The organism is Kitasatospora sp. NPDC001664 (assembly GCF_053596675.1).
On the sequence record NZ_JBSFGS010000041.1, the window covers coordinates 17,649 to 39,613 of the forward strand.

Sequence of the window (21,965 nt, forward strand, 5' to 3'; positions counted from 1 at the left end):
CGGAACCTAGGGTGCTGGGGCGCACCCCGTGACCTAAGGACAGCAGTGGCCCCCACCCGCCCGGCCCGTTCGTTCGGGCTCGTCACCGCCCTCGCCCTCGCGGTGGCCGTCACCGCCCTCCCCGCCACCGCCGACGACCGGCCCCGGCTGGAGCTCTCGGGCCCCTCGGCGCTCGCGGTGGAGCCCGGCGCGAGCGCGGGCCTGCCGCTCTCGCTCCGGCTGCCGGGCGCGGAGACCGCCCGGGACGTGGTGCTCGCCCTCGACACCGCCGGCCTGGCCGGGGTCGCCGAGCTGGGCGTCCGGGGGTGCACCGTCTCGGGCACCGTGCACAGCTGCCCCCGGCGGAGCGCGACCGGGCCGGCCGGCCTCGCCGACACCCCGGAGCTGACGGTCGCCAAGAGCGCCGTTCCGGGCTCCCGGGGCACCCTGCGGATCACCGCCACCGGCCCCGGCGCGGCCCCGGCCACGCTGGAGGTGACCGTGTACGCGGGCGGCCCGCGGCTGACGGTCAAGCAGCTCCCGAAGGCCGAGCACGTCCCGCCGGGCAGCACCCTGGACACCGTCCTGGAGATCACCAACACCGGTTCGCTGCCCGCCCGCCGCATCCACCTGGTGATGCGCACCGACGAGCTGCTCAGCCTGGACCAGCGCTTCGCCAACTGCGAGTACGGCACCCGGCCCCGCGGCCCGGAGGGCGAGGGCAGCCGGCCCGCCACCACCGCGGTGATCTGCGCCGTCGACTCCACCGTGGCACCGGGCGAGACGGTCCGGCTGGACCCGGTCCGGGTCGGCGTCACCCCCGCCGCGTACGACGGCCGCGTCGCCTTCTCGGTGCTCGCCGACCAGGAGACCGGGACCGAACGGACGCGCCGCGAGCACGAGTTCACCCGCGGCTCGGGCCCCCGTCTGACGGTCGGCAAGCCGGAGGCGCCGGCCGCCGAGCCGGGCGGGCCGAGCCTGGCGGGCCTCCCGGGGCAGGACGGTGAGACCGAGCTGGCGGTCCTCGCCGAGAACAGCGCGGACTTCGAGGCCACCGGCAGCTGGGCCCCCGCCGCGGGCGGCCGCGGCGGGGTGCTGACCGTCGGGCTGCACAACAACGGCCCGGCCTCGATCGTCGACCGCACCGGCGGGGACGTGATGCCCACCGTCGGGTTCACCCTCCCCGCCGGGGCCCGGGCCGCCGCCGTCCCGGCGGGCTGCCGTCCGGGCGGCGACGGCCGCAGCTACAGCTGCCGGCAGGACAGCTGGGCCCCCAACGGCCTGCGGGCCCGCTACGACTTCCCGCTGGAGCTCTCCGCCGGGGCCGGCGGCACCGGGCTCACCGTCGCGCTGCGGAACTCCGTCGCCCACGGCGAGCCGGGGCGCGCCTCGGCCGCGATGAGCTGGGACCACAACCCCGCCAACGACCTGGTCGAGGTCCGGCTCGCCGAAGCGGCCTCCAGCGCCCCGCCGTCCACCGCCCCGTCCCCGGCCGCCCACGCCGCGCCGGACTCCTCCGCCACCCCGGCACCGAGTGCCTCCGCGCCCGCCCCCGGCGGCGGAGCGGACACCCCCGCCCGGGGCCCCGCCGCCCCGCACGCCCCGGCCGGCGCCCCGCTCGCCTCCACCGGCGGCGGTGCCTCGGCCGGCCCGACGGCCGCCGCCGGCGGGGCGGCGTTCACCCTCGGCGCGGTCCTGCTGGTGGTGGTGGCCCGCCGCCGCCGGGCCGGCACCCACCGCCGCCGGCGCGCCTGAGGGCCCGGCCACCGGGCGGGCGCGGCGGCCGCGCGACACCCCCGGGGCCGCTGCCGTCATCCCGGGGCCGGGCGGCCCGTAACGGTCGATACCCTGGTGTGGTGAGCGATCAGATCAGCGTCCCCGCGACCGACGACCTCCCCGAGCAGATGCGCGTCCGGCGCGAGAAGCTGGACCGGCTCCGGGCCGCCGGCATCGACCCGTACCCGGTCGGCTTCCCCCGCACCACCACCATCGCCGACCTGCGTGCCAAGCACCCCGACCTGGAGCCGGACACCGCGACCGGCGAGCGGGTCGGCGTGACCGGCCGCGTGGTGCTGGCCCGGACGGGCGGCAAGCTCTGCTTCGCCACCCTGCGGGACGGCTCCGGCGACCTCCAGGTGATGTTCTCCCTGGACAAGCTGGGCCCGGAGCGGCTGGCGGCGTGGAAGTCCGACATCGACCTGGGCGACCAGGTGGGCGTCGAGGGCGAGGTGATCACCTCCAAGCGCGGCGAGCTGAGCGTCATGGTGGACCGCTGGGAGCTGACCGCCAAGTGCCTGCGCCCGCTGCCCGACAAGCACAAGGGCCTGACCGACCCGGAGGCCCGGGTCCGCCAGCGGTACGTCGACCTGATCGTCAATCAGGAGGCGCGCGACGTCCTCTACCTGCGCTCCAAGGTGGTCCGCTCGATCCGCCGCACCTACGAGGAGCGCGGCTACATCGAGGTCGAGACCCCGATGCTGCAGCCGGTGCACGGCGGCGCCAACGCCCGCCCGTTCACCACCCACATCAACGCGTACGACATCGACCTCTTCCTGCGCATCGCCCCGGAGCTGTACCTCAAGCGCCTGGTGGTCGGCGGCGCCGAGAAGGTCTTCGAGATCAACCGCAACTTCCGCAACGAGGGCGCCGACTCCACCCACAACCCGGAGTTCACCTCGCTGGAGTCGTACGAGGCCTACGGCGACTACGACACCCAGGCCGAGCTGATCCGCGCCACCATCGTGAACGCGGCCCGGGACGCGCTGGGCACCACCGTGGTGCGCGGCATCGGCCCGGACGGCGAGGAGCACGAGATCGACCTGGCCGAGCCGTGGGAGGAGGTCCGGGTCTACCCGGGCATCTCCGCGCACCTGGGCACCGAGGTCACCCCGGACACCTCCGTGGAGGAGCTGCGGGCGCTGGCCGAGAAGGCCGGCATCCCGTTCGAGAAGGACTGGGGCCACGGCCAGATCGTGCTGGAGATGGTGGAGCGCCTGCTGGAGCACCACGCGATCAAGCCGACCTTCATCAAGGACTACCCGACCGAGGTCTCCCCGCTGACCCGTCAGCACCGCTCGGAGCCGGGCGTGGCCGAGAAGTGGGACCTGGTCATCTTCGGCACCGAGATCGGCACCGCCTACTCGGAGCTGGTCGACCCGGTCGAGCAGCGGGCCCGGCTCACCGCGCAGTCGCTGCTGGCGGCCGGCGGCGACGTCGAGGCGATGCAGGTGGACGAGGACTTCCTGCGCGCGCTGGAGTACGCGATGCCGCCGACCGGTGGCCTCGGCCTCGGCGTGGACCGCCTGATCATGCTGCTGACCGGTAAGAACATCCGCGAGACGGTGCTCTTCCCGATCGTGAAGCCCGACCTGGGCGGGGCACCGAAGAACCCCAAGGGCGCCGGCGACGACGCCACCGGCTCTGACGAGGAGTGACCCGATGGACTACGTGAGCGCGATCGTTCCCCCGCTGGTGATGGCGATCGGCTTCGGCTTCCTGGTGCGGGCCATCATCCGCTCCCAGGGCGGCGCCCAGCGCGCCAAGGAGGACGCCGCCGCCGACGCGCTGGCACCCCGGAACGCCGAATAACCGGACGCCCCCTGACGCGCCGTCACCCTTCGGGGTGGCGGCGCGCCGCTTTGCACCGGATAAGCAAAATTTGTCCGGTTCTCCCCCCTATCCTGGCCGGACTATGGTGCGGCAACTCGGAGAACTCGAGAACGCCATCATGACCCGGGTCTGGCGGTGGAACCGGCCGGTCACCGTTCGCGAGGTTCTGCTGGATCTGCGGGAGGAACGCGAAATCGCGTACACCACCGTCATGACGGTGCTCGACAAGCTCCACAGAAAGGGCTGGCTCCGCCGCGAGCGGGCCGGCCGGGCCTATGTGTACGAGCCGGTCTCCTCCCGGGAGGCGTACACCGCGGCCCTGATGAACGACGCCTGGGCAACCAGCGACAATCCCGCGGCGGCCCTGGTGCACTTCTTCGGCCTGATGTCCCCGGAGCAGCGCGAGGCACTCCGCGACGCCCTGCGGGTCACCGACCCCGACTCCGCGCAGGCGGGGGAGGAAGGGGATACCGGCGAGACCGGGCGGCCCCGGGCGCGATAGCGTCCCGCCATGGAGGTCACCATCCGCCGGGCGCGGACCAGCGACGTGCGTGCCGTTCGGCGGCTGATCGACGGCTACGCGCGCAACGGCATTCTGCTCGACAAGCCGACCGTCACACTGTTCGAGTCCGTCCAGGAGTTCTGGGTCGCGGAACGCGACGAGGACGGACTGGTCGTCGCCTGCGGTGCCCTGCACGTGATGTGGGAGGACCTGGCCGAGGTGCGCACCCTCGCGGTGGACCCGGTCTGCCACGGTCAGGGCATCGGACACCTGCTGCTGGAGAAGCTGGTGGCGACCGCCCGCTGGCTCGGCGTCCGTCGGATTTTCTGCCTGACGTTCGAGGTCCCCTTCTTCGCGAAACACGGTTTCGTGGAGATCGGCGAAACCGACGACGGTACCTCAGACCCGGCGGCCATCGCTACGGATGTCTATGAGGAGCTTCTACGTTCGTACGACGAAGGTGTCGCGGAGTTCCTCGACCTGGAGCGCGTGAAGCCCAACACGCTGGGCAACTCGCGCATGCTGCTGCGCCTCTGAACACGTACGGAACAGGCCATCGGACACCTTCGGAGCAGCCAGGGGTTTGTGTTTTCACGGAAAAGACGCTTTCCTTTCCTCAGGCAATGGGTCGTTTACACGGAAAGGGAAGCCCGTGGCACAGAGGGTGCAGGTCATTCTTGAAGACGATCTCGACGGCGGTTCGGCGGACGAGACCGTGACGTTCGCCCTGGACGGCGTGGCCTACGAGATCGACCTGAAGAGCGCGAACGCGGACAAGCTGCGCGGGCTGCTGGCCCCGTACGTGGACAAGGGCCGCAAGCAGAGCGGTCGCCTGGCCGGTGGCCGGCGCAGCGCGGGCCGGAGCACGGGCCGCCCGGCGGCCGGCGCCCCGGACACCGCCAAGATCCGCGCCTGGGCGAAGGAGAACGGCTACGAGGTCAACGACCGCGGCCGCGTCCCGAGCAACGTGCGCGAGGCGTACGAGCGGGAGAACCCGTCCTGACCCTCCGTCAGGGCGCCAGGCCCAGCCGGGCCCGGGCGCAGGCGTCGGCCAGGCAGTCCAGCAGGCGGAGCAGGTCCGGCGAGCGCAGGTCCAGGCCCGGTCCGTGCCCGCCGTGACGCAGCCAGACCGCCCGTCGGTCATCGGGGCGCGGAGGGTCCTCCTCCGCGCCCCGCGGCCGTACCCCGGCCCGGTGCGGACCGGGGCGGTCCGCCCGCGGCGGCCTGGGCGGCGGCACCCTGGGCTCCCCGGCCGTCAGCGGCACCAGGTCGAGGCCGAGCCCGGGGCCCCAGCCCAGCCAGTCCAGGAGCTCCGGCACCTGCTCGGCGGTGCCCGGGGCGAGCAGGAAGACGGCCCGGCGGCCGCGGGCCAGCACCGGCCCGGTGGGCCGCCCCAGCCGGTCCAGCCGGCCGAGCGCGGCCAGCCCGGCGGGGCGGGCCAGTTCGACCCGGTCCGAGCCGAGCAGCACCGCGGCGGCCGCTGTCCGGCCCGGCTGGACGGTCATGGGCTGTGCAACGCTGGAGGGGCACGGCGGTCACGCGGGCACCACCCGGACGGCCCCCGGCCCGAGCTGATCCCCCGTCACCCCGGGGGGACTTCTCGCCAGGCGAACACCGCCACCGGGGAAACTGCGCGAAACTCGCCGGAATACCGGGTATGAATGCAGGTGGGTGGGGCAGAGGGCCCCGGCCGAGCAGATCGCGGGGCCTGCCGACGCGTCCACGACGGACCTTGTTCGCCGTTGGCGTAGCGGAATCGGGTGCACAGGGCCCGACCGTGGGAACACCGTCACCCAGCATCAGGTTGGGAATGGTGTCGGCTGGTCGCGCAGCTGATAAGGGCTCCACGCGAGTGGAGCCGATCCGTGAGCCGCGCCGCTGAGCGGGACTAGCATGCGGAAGGACAGGGCGGGGACAGTCCCCGAACTGCCCGACCGCTCTGAGGAGCGATAAACGATGTTCGAGAGGTTCACCGACCGCGCGCGGCGGGTTGTCGTCCTGGCTCAGGAAGAAGCCCGGATGCTCAACCACAACTACATCGGCACCGAGCACATCCTCCTGGGTCTGATCCACGAGGGCGAGGGCGTCGCCGCCAAGGCCCTGGAGAGCCTCGGGATCTCCCTGGAGGCCGTCCGCCAGCAGGTCGAGGAGATCATCGGCCAGGGCCAGCAGGCCCCGTCCGGTCACATCCCCTTCACCCCGCGGGCGAAGAAGGTGCTGGAGCTTTCGCTCCGCGAGGCCCTCCAGCTCGGTCACAACTACATCGGCACCGAGCACATCCTGCTCGGCCTCATCCGCGAGGGCGAGGGCGTCGCCGCCCAGGTCCTGGTGAAGCTCGGCGCCGACCTCAACCGGGTGCGCCAGCAGGTCATCCAGCTGCTCTCCGGTTACCAGTCCGGCGGCAAGGAGTCGGCGACCGCCGGCGGCCCGGCCGAGGGCACCCCCTCCACCTCGCTGGTCCTGGACCAGTTCGGGCGCAACCTCACCCAGGCCGCCCGCGAGGCCAAGCTCGACCCGGTCATCGGGCGCGAGAAGGAGATCGAGCGGGTCATGCAGGTGCTGTCCCGCCGCACCAAGAACAACCCCGTGCTGATCGGTGAGCCCGGCGTCGGCAAGACCGCCGTGGTCGAGGGCCTGGCCCAGGCCATCGTCAAGGGCGAGGTTCCCGAGACGCTCAAGGACAAGCAGCTCTACACCCTGGACCTCGGCGCGCTGGTCGCGGGCTCCCGCTACCGCGGTGACTTCGAGGAGCGCCTGAAGAAGGTGCTCAAGGAGATCCGCACCCGCGGCGACATCATCCTGTTCATCGACGAGCTGCACACCCTGGTCGGCGCGGGCGCCGCCGAGGGCGCGATCGACGCCGCGTCGATCCTCAAGCCGATGCTGGCCCGCGGTGAGCTCCAGACCATCGGTGCCACCACGCTGGACGAGTACCGCAAGCACCTGGAGAAGGACGCCGCGCTGGAGCGCCGCTTCCAGCCGATCCAGGTCGCCGAGCCCTCGCTGCCGCACACCATCGAGATCCTCAAGGGCCTGCGGGACCGCTACGAGGCGCACCACCGGGTGTCGATCACCGACGCCGCGCTGGTCGCCGCCGCGACCCTGGCCGACCGCTACATCTCGGACCGCTTCCTGCCGGACAAGGCGATCGACCTGATCGACGAGGCCGGCTCCCGGATGCGCATCCGCCGGATGACCGCGCCGCCGGACCTGCGCGAGTTCGACGAGAAGATCGCCGACGTGCGCCGGGAGAAGGAGAGCGCGATCGACGCGCAGGACTTCGAGAAGGCCGCCTCGCTGCGCGACGACGAGAAGCAGCTCCTCACCGCGAAGGCGAAGCGGGAGAAGGAGTGGAAGGCCGGCGACATGGACGTCGTCGCGGAGGTGGACGAGGAGCTCATCGCCGAGGTCCTGGCCACCGCCACCGGCATCCCGGTCTTCAAGCTGACCGAGGAGGAGTCCTCCCGCCTGCTGCGCATGGAGGACGAGCTGCACAAGCGCGTCATCGGCCAGAAGGACGCCATCAAGGCGCTCTCCCAGGCGATCCGGCGCACCCGTGCGGGCCTCAAGGACCCGAAGCGTCCCGGCGGTTCGTTCATCTTCGCCGGCCCGTCCGGTGTCGGTAAGACCGAGCTGTCCAAGACGCTGGCCGAGTTCCTGTTCGGCGACGAGGACGCGCTGATCTCGCTCGACATGTCGGAGTTCTCGGAGAAGCACACCGTCTCGCGGCTGTTCGGCTCCCCGCCCGGCTACGTCGGGTACGAGGAGGGCGGCCAGCTCACCGAGAAGGTGCGGCGCAAGCCGTTCTCCGTGGTCCTCTTCGACGAGGTCGAGAAGGCGCACCCGGACATCTTCAACTCGCTGCTGCAGATCCTGGAGGACGGTCGCCTGACCGACTCCCAGGGCCGGGTGGTCGACTTCAAGAACACCGTCATCATCATGACCACCAACCTCGGCACCCGGGACATCTCCAAGGGCTTCAACCTCGGCTTCGCGGCCACGGGTGACAGCACCACCGGGTACGAGCGGATGAAGGCGAAGGTCGGCGAGGAGCTCAAGCAGCACTTCCGCCCCGAGTTCCTGAACCGCGTCGACGACATCGTGGTGTTCCACCAGCTGTCCGAGGACGACATCATCCAGATCGTCGACCTGATGATCGACAAGGTGGACGGCCGCCTCAAGGACCGCGACATGGGCCTGGAGCTCAGCGTCGAGGCCAAGAAGCTGCTGGCGAAGCGCGGTTACGACCCGATCCTGGGTGCCCGTCCGCTGCGCCGCACCATCCAGCGCGACATCGAGGACCACCTGTCCGAGAAGATCCTCTTCGGCGAGCTGCGCGCCGGCCACATCGTGGTCGTCGGCGTCGAGGGCGAGGGCAAGGAAGCGAAGTTCACCTTCCGCGGCGAGGAGAAGTCCCCCGTGGCCGACTCCCCGGCCGCCGTGACGGCGGGTCCGGACCTCACCAAGTAAGGTTTGTTGCACGTTCCGAAAGGGCCCCCGCACCGGTCATAACACCGGCGCGGGGGCCCTTTCGTTATGCCCGCCGCTTCATCTCCAGGTCACAATTCCTGTGATGAACCGCACGCCGATCCCCGCCGTTCGACGGGTGGCGGTGGTACTCCGTACGCGATGGACGGCCCCAGCAGCCGGGGTGGCCCCGGGATTTGACACATGATCAGGTGATCGGGGCGCCGGAGCATAGCGCCGTGACCATGTCATGGTCAAGGTCTTTCTTTTTCATCCACGCTTGGATCAAATGACGTCCACCTGTCTTTCATTGGTTCACCGGCGGAGCCAAGAGCTTGGCCGGTATGGGGAGGACGTCACCACGTTGAACATATCCAAGAAGGTTGCCTCGGCGACCGCGGCCGCGGCGGTCATCACCGCCCTCGGCGCGGGGCTCCTGCCGGCCTCCGCCACGGCCGCCCCGGTCGTCCCGGTCAGCAACGACCCGGCCGACGCGGTGCAGCTCGCGTCCGTGGACCACAACCTTGAGGGTCCGCTGAGCGCCAAGGTCGAGGCCGAGCAGAAGGCCGCTCTGGACCAGCTGCTCGCCGGCACCGCGAAGATCGAGAAGCACAACGGCGGCACCAGCATCAAGCTCGGCCGCGACAAGTACGTGGAGCTCGCCCGCGAGCGCACGGACAAGATCTTCACCATCCTGGTCGAGTTCTCCGACCAGGTGGACAACACCACCAAGCTGCCCGACGGCAAGCTCAAGTACGGTGGCACCCCGGGCCCGCAGCGGAACCAGATCCCGCAGCCGGACCGCACGAAGGACAACTCCACGGACTGGCGGGCGGACTACAACCGCCAGCACTACCAGGACATGTACTTCAGCAAGACCCAGGACTCGCTCAAGACCTACTACGAGCGCCAGTCCTCCGGCCGTTACTCGGTCGACGGTCAGGTCACCGACTGGGTCAAGGTGCCGTGGAACGAGGCCCGTTACGGCTCGGACTACTGCGGCCAGCACGTCTGCAACAACGCCCAGGACCTGATCCGCGACGGCGTCAACGCCTGGGTCGCCGACCAGAAGGCCAAGGGCCAGACGGACGCCCAGATCAAGGCCACCCTGGCGCAGTACGACCAGTGGGACCGGTACGACTTCGACCACGACGGCAACTTCAACGAGCCCGACGGTTACGTCGACCACTTCCAGATCGTGCACGCCGGTGAGGACCAGTCCGCCGGCGGCGGTGCCCAGGGCACCGACGCGCTCTGGGCCCACCGCTCGTACGCCTACGGCGCGCTGCAGGGCCAGACCGGCCCGGCGAACAACAAGCTCGGTGGCACCCAGGCCGGCGACACCGGCATCTGGGTCGGCGACTACACCATGCAGGCCGAGAACGGTGGCCTCGGTGTCTTCGCCCACGAGTACGGCCACGACCTCGGTCTGCCGGACCTCTACGACACCACCGGCTCCGGCAACGACAACTCGGTCGGCTTCTGGTCGCTGATGTCGTCCGGTTCCTGGCTCGGCACCGGCAAGGACTCGATCGGCGACAAGCCGGCCGACCTGGACGCCTGGTCCAAGCTCAAGCTGGGCTGGTTCGACTTCGAGAAGGCCAAGGCGGGCAAGTTCTCCGCCCACCTCCTCGGCCCGGCCGAGTACAACAACAAGCGCCCGCAGGGCCTGGTCGTCGACCTCCCGAGCAAGACCATCACCACCGAGATCAACACCCCCTTCCAGGGCAGCGGTGAGTGGTGGAGCGGCTCGGCCGACGACCTGAACGTCGCGCTCACCCGCGACGTCGACCTCACCGGCAAGACCTCGGCCTCGCTGACGGCCAAGGGCTGGTACGAGATCGAGCAGGACTACGACTACGCCTACGCCGAGGTCTCGACCGACGGCGGCGCCAACTGGGTCGGCCTGAACGGCACCTGGAACGGCACGGCGATCCCGCTCAACCCGGGCAACAAGGCCGGTCTGACCGGCAACTCGGGCGGTCAGTGGGGCGACCTGGCCTACGACCTGAACCCGTACGTGGGCAAGGCCGTCAAGGTCCGCTTCCACTACACCACCGACGGTGGCGTGCACGAGAAGGGCCTGGCCCTCGACAACATCGGCATCACCGCCGATGGCGCGTCGGTCTTCTCCGACACGGTGGAGAACGGCGACAACGGCTGGAAGGCCGACGGCTTCTCCCGCATCAACGGCAAGTTCTCCAAGGACTACGCCCAGCACTACCTGGTGGAGAACCGTCAGTACGTCTCCTACGACGAGATGCTGAAGACCGGTCCGTACGTCTTCGGTTCCGCCGTGAAGCCGGACTGGGTCGACCACTACGCCAACCAGAACGGTCTTCTGATCTGGCTGTGGGACGAGTCGCAGACCGACAACAACGTCACCAACCACCCGGGCGCCGGTCTCATCCTGCCGGTCGACTCGCACCCGACCCCGCTCAAGTGGGCCGACGGCAGCACCATGCGTCCGCGTCTGCAGGGTTACGACTCCACCTTCGGCTTCGACCGCACCGACGGCCTGAAGCTCCACAAGGCGGACGTCCTCACCACCATCCCGTCCTCGAAGGGCGTCTCGTCCTTCAACGACGCGAAGAACAAGTACTGGGACGCCTCGACGCAGTTCTCCTCCGTCCAGGTCCCGAACACCAACACCGCGATCTCGGTCCTCTACGAGAGCTGGAACAAGCTCGAGACCCTGGTCCTGGTCAGCCCCGGCAAGTGAGCTTCGCTCAACTGACGTGGTAAGCAGGTGACTTCGGCCCCGCCGGGATTCGTCCCGGCGGGGCCGGAGTGTTTCCGCGCCCGGTCACTTCCCCAGCAGCGCCAGCAGGTCGGCGAGGGCCTCCTCGATCTCCTCGGCCGTCCACTCCAGCGCCTCGGCGGCGACCGTCACCTCGGTCAGCGCGCAGCCCGGCACCGGCCCGTCGATCCACAGGCCGAACAGCCCGACGCCCTGCTCCTCCGCCAGCCGGACCGTGGCCTCGTTCAACTCCCCCGCCCCGTAGGGCAGCCAGAGCTGGAACTGGTGGGTGTGCGGCACCTCGGGCACCACTCTGGCCCCGGGCGCGCGCACCAGTGCGGCGGCCACCACCTTCGCGTGCGCGACGTAGGCCGGCAGCTCGGGCAGCACCCGCTCCAGCCCGGCCAGTGCCGACAGCGCCGCCGGCCACTGCTGGAAGAGCTGGCCGCCGTAGCGGTGGCGCCAGACCTTGGCCTCGCGCACGAAGTCCTCGGGCCCGGCCAGCGCGGCGCCGCTGATGCCCTCCAGGGTCTTGTAGAAGGAGACGTACACCGAGTCGCCCAGGGCGGCGATCTCCGGCAGCGAGCGGCCCAGATGGGGTACCGACTCCCAGAGCCGGGCTCCGTCCAGGTGCACCCGCACGCCCTCCACCGCGCCGACCGCGGCGGTCAGCTCCTCCCAGCTCGGCAGCACGAACCCGGCGTCGCGGAGCGGGAGTTCGAGCATCAGGGTGCCGAACCGCTCCTCGCAGCCCAGGAGTTCGTCCGCCGTGGGCAGCCGGGGCTCCTTGGTGGGCCAGACCGCGGAGAGGCCGGTGAGGCGCTGGTAGGCGCGGCGCTCCCAGCGCTCGGGGTGGGCCAGCGGGTGCATGGCCACCACGGAGCTGCCGGTGCGGTCGGCCCAGTACCGCAGGGCGATCTGCTGGGCCATCGTGCCGGTCGGGAAGAAGGCGGCGTCGGGCTTGCCGAGCAGCTCGGCGACCCGCTGCTCCAGGGCGCGGACCACGCCGTCGCCGTACATGTCGGGGCGGACGTCCAGGTCGACCCCGACGGTCTCGGCCTCGACGGCCAGGGTGGCCATGCGCTCCCGGAGCGACAGCGGGCGGCTGCCCGAGAGCAGCCGCCCGCAGCGGCGGAAGGCGGTGAAGCGGCGGTCCCGCAGGGCCGCGAGCGAGGAATCGGTCATACGAACGATGCTGCCTCAGCACCGGTCGGAGCGACAGGCTCACGGCGGGGGCACGGCGTCAGGCGGCGATCCAGCGGTAGACCGAACCGTCCACCTTGCAGGTGATCCACTCGCCGTTGCGGTCGTGGGTGGAGCGCCCGAGGTCGGCCTTCCGGCAGAACTGGCCGTCGTTGTAGCAGTTGCCCGCGTTGGACTTGATCTCGCAGACCTGCGCGGCGGGGGCCGTGGTCTTCGGCGCGGCGGGCGCGGTGGTCCTCGGCGCGGCGGGCGCGGTGGTGGCCGGCTTCGGCGTGGCCGCCTTGGTGGTGGGCGCCTTGGTGGTGGCCGGCGGGGCGGCGGCCGGGGTCACCGCGGCGGGGGCCTGGGTCGGCGTCTCCGTCACGGTCGGCGTCGGCGTCGGCGTCGGCGAGGGAGTGGCCGTCGGGGTCGGCGTGGCGGCCGGGCTGGAGGCGGCGGCCGGGCTCGTCGGGGCCTTGGCGGGGGTGACGGTGCCCGGCCCGCAGGCGGCGAGGGCGGTGACGGCCACCGCGAGGAAGGCGGTGCGGAGGGCGGTGCGGAGGTGTCTCATGCGACCTGTTCCGGCTCGGTCGGGGGATGTCCCGAAGCTCTGGGTGCGCGGAGGCTATCGCGCGGTTCGCACACGGGTTCACAAGTTCCGCACATCGGTCCGGCTTGCCCGGAAAGTCCGCACGACTCCGTCAGCCCTGTGACCGCCCTCACGATTGGGCTCCGGCCGGAGGGGGTAGGGCGGTGGGCCTCGTCACAGGCCGGACGGGATTACGAGCGGCGGTAGTAGGCGGCGACCGCCCCGCAGCGGCGCGTCCGGCCCGGCGGATCCGTCAAGGGCCCGGCCGACGCACTACCCGCCGTCGTACGTCACACCGTTTGGGGCGGCCACCGGTGTCCGTTTAGACCTGACTGGTCCCCATCCGTTCCTGCCGCCCCGAGGTGCTGCCACCATGACGACGTCCGCCCGCCACGCCGCCAAGAGCTGGCTCACCACCCACCGCACGGTCGCGCTCTGGACCGGCGCCCTGGCCATCGGCTCCGGCGCGCTGCTGGTGCCCGGCACCGCCGCCGCGCAGACCGTGCACCCGACCACCCCCGGCTCCTCGCTCTTCACCGCCGCGGCCTACACCGACGAGAACGCCTCGGTCGAGGTCACCCGGCCGGGCACCTACGAGCTGCCGCACTCGGCCTCCGCGCAGGCCGCCGTCTCGGTCGCGGACAACCTCGCCCAGAGCCCGGCCCCGGCCGAGGCGGAGGCCCACGACAGCGCCCCCGCCGCCGACCGCTCGGAGGCCCGGGCCGAGGCGCCGGCCCCCGCCGCGCAGCCCGAGCCGGCCCCCGCCCCGTCCTGGACCTCCCCCGCCCCCGGGGCCCGGATCAGCAACCCCTACGGCGGCAAGAACGCCAGCTACGCGGCCGGCTACCACACCGGCACCGACTTCGCGGTGAGCACCGGCACCCCGCTGCTCGCGGTGGCCGACGCCACCGTGGTCTCGGCCGGCCCGGACGGCGCGTACGGCAACGAGGTCGTGCTGAAGCTGCCCGACGGCAAGTTCGCCGAGTACGCGCACCTGTCCTCGATCGGCGTGAAGGCGGGTCAGACCGTCAAGGCCGGCCAGCAGATCGGCAAGGCCGGCTCCACCGGCAACTCCACCGGTCCGCACCTGCACTTCGAGATCCGCTCGGCCAACCGCTACGCGGCCGTGATCGACCCGCTCGCGTACCTCAAGGGCCACGGCGCCGTCGGCTTCTGACGCACCGGCAGACCCGACCGGGCCCCCGTGACGCTCAGGCGCGCGGGGGCTCGATCCGTTCGGCGATCTCCAGCGCGACCACCAGGGCCGCCTCCGTCGCCTGCGCCAGGCTGGTCACCGTGCCGGTCGCGCAGGCCGCCTCCGGCCCGGCCGCCAGGTCCTGCTTGAGCAGGAAGAGCGCGGTGTGGAAGGAGAACAGCGCCATCGCCGCCCGGAGCCGGTCCTCGGGGCCCGCCTCCGGGCCGTGCACGAGCTTGATCATGGAGACCATGCGCTCCTTGAACTCCAGCCCGGCCGAGGAGTCCCGCAGGGCCGGCTGGTTCTCGTGGAAGAAGCGCAGCAGCGGGGCCCGGTCGGCGGCGCCGGCCGCGAAGCGGCGGATCAGCTCGTCCCGCAGCCCGGGCGTCCAGGGCTTCCCCTCGCCCCAGGCGATCACTTCGTCGATCGGCGCCGCGGCCTGCTCGATGATGCCGTGGACGATGTCGTCCTTGGTCTTGAAGTGGTAGTAGAGCGCGGCCTTGGTGACACCCAGCCGGTCGGCGATCTCCCGCAGCGAGGTCTCCTGGTACCCCTGCTCCGAGAACAGTTCCAGGGCGACCTCGACGATCCGCCCCCTGGTGCCGCTGCGCGGGCTCTGCGTCGTGCTCATCGGTGGGCGGCCTCGACTCCGTCAGTAATCGGCTTGACGCCAGGATACGGACACCTTACCGTGCCACAGGTCAGTCAACTAGCCGGGCGGCAAGTAAGTTCCCCGGCAGCGGTAGTGCAGGGAGCCCCCACCCATGTCGAAACAGCAGGTCGAGACCGTGGAGCCGCCGGCAGCGGCCGCCGACCCGACCCCGCGCAGCCCGCGCGAGATCCGGTTGGTGATGATCGGTCTGGTGGTCGCCATGCTGCTGGCGATGCTGGACAACCTCATCGTCGGCACCGCGATGCCGACCATCGTCGGCGACCTCGGCGGCGCCGAGCACCTCTCCTGGGTGGTGACCGCCTACACCCTGGCGACCGCCGCCTCCACCCCGATCTGGGGCAAGCTCGGCGACCTCTACGGCCGCAAGGGCACCTTCGTCATCTCGATCGCGATCTTCCTGCTCGGCTCGGCGCTCTCCGGCCTCTCCCAGACGATGGGCCAGCTGATCGCCTTCCGCGCGGTGCAGGGCCTGGGCGCCGGCGGTCTGATGGTCGGCGTCATGTCGATCATGGGCGCGCTGGTGGCGCCGCGCGACCGCGGCAAGTACCAGGGCATGTTCGCCGCCGTGATGGCGCTGGCCACCGTCGGCGGCCCGCTGATCGGCGGCTTCATCACCGACCACCTCAGCTGGCACTGGACCTTCTACATCAACCTGCCGCTCGGCGTGGTCGCGCTGGCCTTCATCGTGATCACCCTGAAGCTGCCCTCGGTCCGCTCCAAGGCGAAGATCGACTACCTGGGCGCGGCACTGCTCACCGTCGGCATCACCTCGCTGGTCCTCATCACCACCTGGGGCGGCCAGGAGTACGAGTGGGCCTCGAAGCAGATCCTCGGCCTGGGCGCGCTCGCGGTCGCCTCGCTGATCGCCTTCGTCTACGCGGAGCAGAAGGCCGAGGAGCCGATGCTCCCGCTGGAGCTGTTCCGCAACCGCAACTTCACCATGGTCTCGCTGATCGGCTTCATCGTCGGCTTCGCGATGTTCGGCGCCGTCACCTTCCTGCCGCTCTACCAGCAGCACGTGCAGGGCGCCTCGGCCACCTCCTCCGGCCTCCAGCTGATGCCGATGATGTTCGGCATGCTGGTGGTCTCGCTGGTGGTCGGCCAGGCCATCACCAAGACCGGCAAGTACCGGATCTACCCGATCATCGGCACGGCGGTGATGGCCGGCGGTTCGCTGCTGCTCTCCACCCTCTCCACCGACACCGACCGCTTCGTCTCGTCCTGCTACATGGTCGTGCTCGGCGCGGGCATGGGCTTCCTGATGCAGGTCACCATGCTGGTCGCGCAGAACAGCGTGGAGCTCAAGGACATGGGCGTGGCCAGCTCCACCGCCACCCTGTTCCGCACCATCGGCGGCTCCTTCGGCGTGGCCCTGTTCGGCGCCCTCTTCAACGACCGGGTCACCTCGACCATGGCCGGCGCCGCCGGTGCCCAGGGCGGCAGTCAGGGCGGCGGCCACGGCAACATCGCCCAGCTCGGCCCGGAGGCCGTCCGGGCGCTGCCCGCCCCGGTGCAGGACACCTTCCACCACGCGGTGGCCAACGGCATCCACACCGTCTTCATCTGGGGCGCGGTGATCAGCCTGGTCGCGGTGGCCGCCTCGGTCTTCCTGCGCGAGGTGCCGCTGCGCGGTGCCGGGGAGCCGGTGCTCTCCGAGTAGTGACGCCGCGTCAGCGAGACGGAGGGCCCGGTCCGTACGGACCGGGCCCTCCGTCGTACCGGGCCACCGGGCTACTGCGGCAGCCGGTAGACGCCCTGCGCGACCGGCTCGACCAACCCGTCGGCGACCAGCCCGTCCAGCGCCCTGGCCCGCTGCACGTGGTCCGGCCAGACCTCGTCCAGCCGGGCCTGCGGGACCTCGCCGTGCGCCTCCCGGAGCACCGCCAGCAGCTTGCCCCGGACCTGACGGTCCGTCCCCTCGTACGTCTGCCCGCGCCGGGCCGGGCCCTCGTACGGCGGGCGTCCCGCCGCCTGCCAGGCGCACCGCCGCCGCAGCGGGCAGGCCCCGCACTCGGGGCCGCGCGCGGTGCAGACCAGCGCGCCGAGCTCCATCACCGCGACCGCCCAGACCGCCGCCGTGGCGGTGTCCTCGGGCAGCAGTGCGGTGGCGGTGCGGCGCTCGGCCGCGGTGGTGGCCTGGGCCGGGTACTCGACGCCGGTGACCGCGCGGGCGAAGACCCGGCGGACGTTGGTGTCGAGCACCACGTGGCGCTGCTTGAAGGCGAAGGAGGCGACGGCCGCGGCGGTGTACTCGCCGACCCCGGGCAGCGCCAGCAGCGCGGCGTGGTCCTCGGGCACCTCACCGCCGTGCTGCTCGGTGATCGCGGTGGCGGCGGCGTGCAGCCGCAGCGCCCGGCGCGGGTAGCCGAGCCGGCCCCACATCCGGACCGCCTCGCCCGGTGCGTCGGCGGCCAGCGCGGCGGGGGTGGGCCAGCGCTCCAGCCACGCGGCGTACGCGGGCAGCACCCGCTTCACCGGGGTCTGCTGGAGCATGAACTCGCTGACCAGGACGGCCCAGGGGCTCGCCTCGGGCGTGCGCCAGGGAAGGTCGCGGGCGTTGGCCGCGTACCAGTCGAGCACGGTCGAGTGGAGCAGCGGGGCGGAGGTCTCAGTGGTGGTGGCAGCCATGGCCCGGCCATCCTCGCACCGGGCTCGGCGGGCCGACAAACGGCCCGGTGGCCGTGCCCGGCAGCCGGACCGGCGGGCGGGAGCGCGCGCCGACGGGTCACCCGGGCGGCCCCGGGGCCTCACCCGGCCGGAGCAAAACACGGATGATGTGAAGGAAGCGACGCCAGACCGGTGTTGATGCACCATCGGGTCCTCCGGGTCTCGTAGAGTTTGCCCGTGCCTTCTCTGCGTCAACCCGTGGGACCGCTGCCGGCTTCGATCTACTGGCGCCGGCGGATCGTCGTGCTCGTAGCCCTCGCCGTCGTGTCGGCGCTGGTCTTCTGGCTGTTCTCCGGATCCGGGGGCGACGGGAAGTCGGGCAAGCAGGGCACCGCCCAGCCCGCACCGGTGCAGTCGATCACCCCGGGTGCCTCGCCGACCGGCCCGGCCGTGGACAGCCGCCCCGGCGGCGGCAGTGGCACCGGTGGCTCGGGCGGTTCCTCGGGCAGCGGCGGGGTCTCCGGCTCCGGCGGCGGCGAGGTCAGCCTGACCACCGGCGGCACCGGCACGGGCGGCGGCAGCGGCACCGGCGGTGCCGACAGCGGCGGTACGGGCGGCGCAACGGGCGGCGGCGCGGGCGGCGGCTCGGGCGGCACCGGCGGCGCGGGCAGCCCCCTGCCGGTGAACACCGCCGAGGTGATGGCGCTCCAGGTCTGCTCGGCCGGACAGCTCTCGCTGGAGCTGGCGGGCAGTCAGGAGACGTACAAGGCCAAGGAGAAGCCCCGGCTCTCCCTCACCGTGCGCAACACCTCCACCGGCGCGTGCCGGGTCAACCTCGGCCGGCTGGCCTCGACCGTCACCGTGACGCTGGCCGAGTCCAACGAGCGGGTCTGGTCCTCCGGCGACTGCCCGACGGACCGTCAGGACACCTGGGTGCAGGTCGGCGCGGGCACCGGCCTGACCGAGACCTTCACCTGGGAGCGCGGCCGCTCCAAGCAGCAGTGCGCCACCCCGGACGCGACGCCCGCACCGCTCGGCCGCTACCTGGTGCAGGCCGCCCTGACCGGCCCGGCCGGCGGCCCGGTCTCGGCCCGCGCCCTGATCCGCCTGGAGAACTGACCGCTCGCGCTCCGTTGAGCCCCGTCGGACCCCGGTCCGGCGGGGCTCGCGCCGTTCCCGGGGGCGGGTTCCGTCGCGTTCCGTCGGGTTCCGGCCAGAACGGGGCGCCGCCGTGTGTCCGCGGTGTCACGCCGCCGTGAACGGAGCCCTTCCGCGGCCCGTCCGGCGGCCCGCTTGGAGCGCATTCGCCCGGCCTCCGGCCAACCCCGAACCACGGTGGCATGTCGGGGACATGACGACGGGAAAGCCCCTTCGTCGGTGCACCGTCAAGCCCGCAGGCTGGTCCTCACTCACCCCGCACCACCGACGAGGAGGACCCCTCTCATGGCACAGCTCCCCCGCCGCCGCGCACTCGCCGTCCTGGCCGCCGCCGTCGCCACCGCGGCCCTCTCCGGTGCCGTCACCGCCCCCGCCTTCGCGGCCCCCGCCGAGGGCGTGGTGCTCCAGGCCGGCTCCCCCTCGGCGATACCGGGCAGCTACCTGGTGACCCTCAAGCCCGGCTCCGGCCTGGCGCCCGCCTCGGCCAAGGCCCAGGGCCTGGCCGTCCAGCGCGGCGGCCGGATCACCCAGGTCTGGGACAAGGCCGTGAACGGCTACGCGGTCGAGGGCCTGACGGCCGTTCAGGCCCGCCGCCTGGCCGCCGACCCGTCGGTGGCCGGCGTCGAGCAGAACCAGGTCTTCACCGTCACCGCCACCCAGGCCAACCCGCCGTCCTGGGGCCTGGACCGGATCGACCAGGCCGCGCTGCCGCTGAACCAGAGCTACACCTACCCGGACCGGGCCGGTGCCGGGGTCACCGCGTACGTGATCGACACCGGCGTCCGGACCACCCACACCGACCTGGCCCCGCGCGCCGCCAACGGCTGGGACTTCGTCGACAACGACGCCGTCGCCCAGGACGGCAACGGCCACGGCACCCACGTGGCGGGCACCATCGCCGGCACCAAGTACGGTGTGGCCAAGGCCGCCAAGGTGGTCGGCGTCCGGGTGCTCGACAACAACGGCTCCGGCACCACCGCCGGGGTGGTCTCCGGCGTCGAGTGGGTCACCAAGAACGCGGTCAAGCCCGCCGTGGCCAACCTCAGCCTGGGCGGCAGCCCCTCCACCACCCTGGACAACGCGGTGGCCGCCTCGATCGCCTCCGGCGTCACCTACGCGGTGGCCGCCGGGAACTCCAACGCCAACGCCAACAACTACTCCCCGGCCCGCGTCCCGACCGCCATCACCGTCGGCTCCACCACCAACACCGACGCCCGCTCCAGCTTCTCCAACTACGGCACCCGGGTCGACCTCTTCGCCCCCGGCTCCAACATCACCTCGTCCTGGGGCACCGGCGACACCGCCACCAACACCATCTCCGGCACCTCGATGGCCACCCCCCACGTGGCCGGCGCCGCCGCCGTCTACCTCTCGTACCACACCACCGCCACCCCGGCGGCGGTCACCTCGGCCCTGCTCGCGGCGGCGACCTCCAACGTCCTCACCGGCATCGGCACCGGCAGCCCCAACAAGCTGCTCCGCGTCACCAGCTGACGCCGCCTCACCCGCTGCCCGCCCGGCCCTCCTCGGCCGCGGCGGGCAGTGGCCTGCTCAGAGCAGCGCGTCCTCGGCCCGGAAGGGGGCGCCGTGGCCGGGGACGATCAGGTCGGCGACGGCCAGCACGCGTTCGCGGGAGGCCCGCAGGACCGCCTGGTCCGGGGAGACCGGGTCCTCGACCGGGCCGTTGGGGCGCCACCAGAGGTCGCCGACGAAGGCCACCACGCCGTCCGGGGTGCCGGCCAGCAGGGTGATGTCCTCCGGACTGTGGCCGGGGGTCGCGATCAGGCGCAGGGAGGGGGTGAGTTCGTGACCGTCGGCGTCCCGGTCGGTCCACTGGTCGGCCCGGTACTCGGCCTTGTGGTCGTGGACGGCCGCCTCGCCGAACAGGCCGACGTTCATGGTGTTGTCCGGGTGGTGGTGGCTCAGCACCACGTCGGTGACCTGGTCCGCCGTCAGGCCGAGCTCCGCCAGCGGGCCGAGGATGCGGTCGCGGTGGGCCACCATGCCCGGGTCCACCACCACGTGCCGGCCGCCGTCGGTCACGTACGAGACGGTGGCGGCCACGCCCGGGCCGGTGGAGAGGGTGTAGCCGGTGGTCAGGACGGTGAAGGAGGCGCTGCGGCCCGCGGGTGCGTCAGTGGTCATGCCGTAGAGCCTCGCCGACCTGCGGCTTCCCGACGAGTGGCCGTGATGCCACCGATCGCGGGTTTCGTGCCAACCGTGCCACACTGCCCGGATGCCCGTGCCCGTGCCCGTCGCCCCAGCCCCCGCCACGCCGTTCCGCTCCGTCGCCGCCTACGCCCCGCCCGGGGTCGGGCTGCTCGCCGTCGGGGTGATCGCCGAGGTGTTCGCCGAGCGCGGCGGCGGGCTGCCCCGCTTCGACTTCGCGCTCTGCACCGAGCGACCCGGCCCGGTGCCCACCGACGTCGGCGTCCCCGTCCAGGTCACGCACGGACTGGACCGCCTCACCACCGCCGACCTGGTGCTCTTCCTCCCCTGGTCCGACTTCCGCACCCCGCCGCCGCCCGCCGTGCTGGCCGCCCTCACCGCCGCCCACGCCCGCGGCGCCTTGGTCGGCGCGCACTGCGTCGGCAGCTTCGCGCTGGCCGCCGCCGGTCTGCTGGACGGCCGCCGGGCCACCACCCACTGGCGCTTCGCCGGGCTCCTGACCGACCGTCACCCCGAGGTCTCCGTCCAGCCCGAGGCGCTCTACGTGGACGAGGGCAGCATCGTCACCGGCGCGGGCGCGGCGGCCGGCTTCGACCTCAGCCTGCACCTGCTGCGCCGCGAGTACGGCGCCGCCACCGCCAACGCCATCGCGCGCGACCTGGTCCTCCCCCCGCACCGGGCCGGCGGCCAGGCCCAGTACGTGGCCGCCCCCGTCCCCGCCGACACCGAGGACGAACGCCTCGCCGAGGTGCTCGCCTGGGCCCGCGCGCACCTCGACCGGCCGCTCCCCGTCGCCGAGCTGGCCCGCCGCGCCCTGATGAGCCGCCGCTCCTTCGCCCGCCGCTTCACCGCCGCCACCGGCACCACCCCGCACGCCTGGCTGCTGGAGCTGCGCCTCGCCCGCGCCGAGGAACTGCTGGAGACCACCGCCCTCGCGGTCGAGGAGATCGCCCACCTGGTCGGCTACCGCAGCGCGGCGGTGCTGCGCGAACAGTTCGTCAGGCGTCGCGGCGTCCCGCCGACGGTCTACCGGCGCACCTTCGCGAGCTCCTGAAAAGATCTTCGAAGGAAATCCGCCGGGCGTGTAGAGAACCC

General features: G+C 72.3%; 18 protein-coding genes and 1 pseudogene. 13 read left to right on the plus strand and 6 right to left on the minus strand.

Going from position 1 to position 21,965, the window contains the following annotated elements; all coding sequences use genetic code 11:
• The first annotated feature begins 45 nt into the window (after nucleotides 1–45).
• The 6 genes and pseudogenes from ACWCYY_RS36560 to ACWCYY_RS36585 all read left to right on the plus strand — a co-directional run bounded on the left by ACWCYY_RS36560 (nucleotide 46) and on the right by ACWCYY_RS36585 (nucleotide 5,093).
• Nucleotides 46–1,734, plus strand: a complete 1,689-nt coding sequence (locus tag ACWCYY_RS36560; RefSeq protein ID WP_449798491.1) for a hypothetical protein — start codon at nucleotides 46–48, stop codon at nucleotides 1,732–1,734.
• 116 nt (nucleotides 1,735–1,850) lie between these two features.
• A pseudogene (gene lysX, locus ACWCYY_RS36565) lies at nucleotides 1,851–3,413 on the plus strand (bifunctional lysylphosphatidylglycerol synthetase/lysine--tRNA ligase LysX); the annotation flags it as partial.
• Between the two features lie 4 nt (nucleotides 3,414–3,417).
• Nucleotides 3,418–3,567 (plus strand): hypothetical protein, encoded by a 150-nt coding sequence (locus tag ACWCYY_RS36570; RefSeq protein ID WP_345289208.1) that lies wholly within the window; start codon nucleotides 3,418–3,420, stop codon nucleotides 3,565–3,567.
• A gap of 103 nt (nucleotides 3,568–3,670) precedes the next feature.
• Complete coding sequence (locus ACWCYY_RS36575) at nucleotides 3,671–4,090, plus strand: BlaI/MecI/CopY family transcriptional regulator (protein ID WP_345289207.1); 420 nt, start codon at nucleotides 3,671–3,673, stop codon at nucleotides 4,088–4,090.
• 9 nt (nucleotides 4,091–4,099) lie between these two features.
• Nucleotides 4,100–4,627 carry an amino-acid N-acetyltransferase gene (locus ACWCYY_RS36580; RefSeq protein WP_345289205.1) on the plus strand — a complete coding sequence of 176 codons (528 nt, stop codon included), beginning with the start codon at nucleotides 4,100–4,102 and terminating at the stop codon, nucleotides 4,625–4,627.
• A gap of 115 nt (nucleotides 4,628–4,742) precedes the next feature.
• Complete coding sequence (locus ACWCYY_RS36585) at nucleotides 4,743–5,093, plus strand: histone-like nucleoid-structuring protein Lsr2 (RefSeq protein ID WP_345289204.1); 351 nt, start codon at nucleotides 4,743–4,745, stop codon at nucleotides 5,091–5,093.
• Between the two features lie 7 nt (nucleotides 5,094–5,100).
• Here the strand turns inward: ACWCYY_RS36585 and ACWCYY_RS36590 are convergent, their stop codons facing one another.
• Entirely contained in the window at nucleotides 5,101–5,595 is a 495-nt protein-coding gene (locus ACWCYY_RS36590; protein WP_449798492.1) for a hypothetical protein, read from the minus strand.
• A gap of 451 nt (nucleotides 5,596–6,046) precedes the next feature.
• Here ACWCYY_RS36590 and ACWCYY_RS36595 point away from each other — a divergent pair, with 451 nt between their 5' ends.
• On the plus strand, nucleotides 6,047–8,560 hold the full coding sequence (locus tag ACWCYY_RS36595) for an ATP-dependent Clp protease ATP-binding subunit (RefSeq protein WP_345289202.1): 2,514 nt from the start codon (nucleotides 6,047–6,049) through the stop codon (nucleotides 8,558–8,560).
• Between the two features lie 361 nt (nucleotides 8,561–8,921).
• The gene (locus ACWCYY_RS36600) at nucleotides 8,922–11,279 is read left to right on the plus strand and encodes an immune inhibitor A domain-containing protein (RefSeq protein WP_345289200.1); all 2,358 of its coding nucleotides are present in this window, start codon (nucleotides 8,922–8,924) and stop codon (nucleotides 11,277–11,279) included.
• An 84-nt stretch (nucleotides 11,280–11,363) separates the two neighbouring features.
• Here the strand turns inward: ACWCYY_RS36600 and ACWCYY_RS36605 are convergent, their stop codons facing one another.
• Both ACWCYY_RS36605 and ACWCYY_RS36610 read right to left on the minus strand, forming a co-directional pair.
• A complete protein-coding gene (locus ACWCYY_RS36605) occupies nucleotides 11,364–12,482 on the minus strand; it encodes a threonine aldolase family protein (RefSeq protein ID WP_449798493.1) in 1,119 nt (372 codons plus the stop codon).
• A gap of 58 nt (nucleotides 12,483–12,540) precedes the next feature.
• The gene (locus tag ACWCYY_RS36610; protein ID WP_449798494.1) at nucleotides 12,541–13,050 is read right to left on the minus strand and encodes a hypothetical protein; all 510 of its coding nucleotides are present in this window, start codon (nucleotides 13,048–13,050) and stop codon (nucleotides 12,541–12,543) included.
• A gap of 391 nt (nucleotides 13,051–13,441) precedes the next feature.
• Between ACWCYY_RS36610 and ACWCYY_RS36615 the strand changes: the two genes are divergently transcribed.
• Nucleotides 13,442–14,245 carry a M23 family metallopeptidase gene (locus ACWCYY_RS36615; RefSeq protein WP_345289197.1) on the plus strand — a complete coding sequence of 268 codons (804 nt, stop codon included), beginning with the start codon at nucleotides 13,442–13,444 and terminating at the stop codon, nucleotides 14,243–14,245.
• A gap of 34 nt (nucleotides 14,246–14,279) precedes the next feature.
• Here ACWCYY_RS36615 and ACWCYY_RS36620 read toward each other — a convergent pair whose 3' ends face one another.
• Nucleotides 14,280–14,894, minus strand: coding sequence for a TetR/AcrR family transcriptional regulator (locus ACWCYY_RS36620; protein WP_345289196.1), 615 nt, complete (start codon nucleotides 14,892–14,894; stop codon nucleotides 14,280–14,282).
• A 133-nt stretch (nucleotides 14,895–15,027) separates the two neighbouring features.
• Here ACWCYY_RS36620 and ACWCYY_RS36625 point away from each other — a divergent pair, with 133 nt between their 5' ends.
• Complete coding sequence (locus ACWCYY_RS36625) at nucleotides 15,028–16,596, plus strand: MDR family MFS transporter (RefSeq protein ID WP_380149568.1); 1,569 nt, start codon at nucleotides 15,028–15,030, stop codon at nucleotides 16,594–16,596.
• A 71-nt stretch (nucleotides 16,597–16,667) separates the two neighbouring features.
• Here the strand turns inward: ACWCYY_RS36625 and ACWCYY_RS36630 are convergent, their stop codons facing one another.
• Nucleotides 16,668–17,564 carry an HhH-GPD family protein gene (locus ACWCYY_RS36630; protein ID WP_345289195.1) on the minus strand — a complete coding sequence of 299 codons (897 nt, stop codon included), beginning with the start codon at nucleotides 17,562–17,564 and terminating at the stop codon, nucleotides 16,668–16,670.
• Nucleotides 17,565–17,780: 216 nt separating this feature from the next.
• Here ACWCYY_RS36630 and ACWCYY_RS36635 point away from each other — a divergent pair, with 216 nt between their 5' ends.
• Nucleotides 17,781–18,662, plus strand: coding sequence for a hypothetical protein (locus ACWCYY_RS36635; RefSeq protein WP_380149567.1), 882 nt, complete (start codon nucleotides 17,781–17,783; stop codon nucleotides 18,660–18,662).
• A 324-nt stretch (nucleotides 18,663–18,986) separates the two neighbouring features.
• Nucleotides 18,987–20,195 (plus strand): S8 family serine peptidase, encoded by a 1,209-nt coding sequence (locus ACWCYY_RS36640; RefSeq protein WP_449798495.1) that lies wholly within the window; start codon nucleotides 18,987–18,989, stop codon nucleotides 20,193–20,195.
• A gap of 57 nt (nucleotides 20,196–20,252) precedes the next feature.
• Here the strand turns inward: ACWCYY_RS36640 and ACWCYY_RS36645 are convergent, their stop codons facing one another.
• A complete protein-coding gene (locus tag ACWCYY_RS36645; protein WP_449798496.1) occupies nucleotides 20,253–20,846 on the minus strand; it encodes an MBL fold metallo-hydrolase in 594 nt (197 codons plus the stop codon).
• A 91-nt stretch (nucleotides 20,847–20,937) separates the two neighbouring features.
• Here ACWCYY_RS36645 and ACWCYY_RS36650 point away from each other — a divergent pair, with 91 nt between their 5' ends.
• Nucleotides 20,938–21,924, plus strand: a complete 987-nt coding sequence (locus tag ACWCYY_RS36650; RefSeq protein ID WP_449798497.1) for a GlxA family transcriptional regulator — start codon at nucleotides 20,938–20,940, stop codon at nucleotides 21,922–21,924.
• The last annotated feature ends 41 nt before the right edge of the window (nucleotides 21,925–21,965 follow it).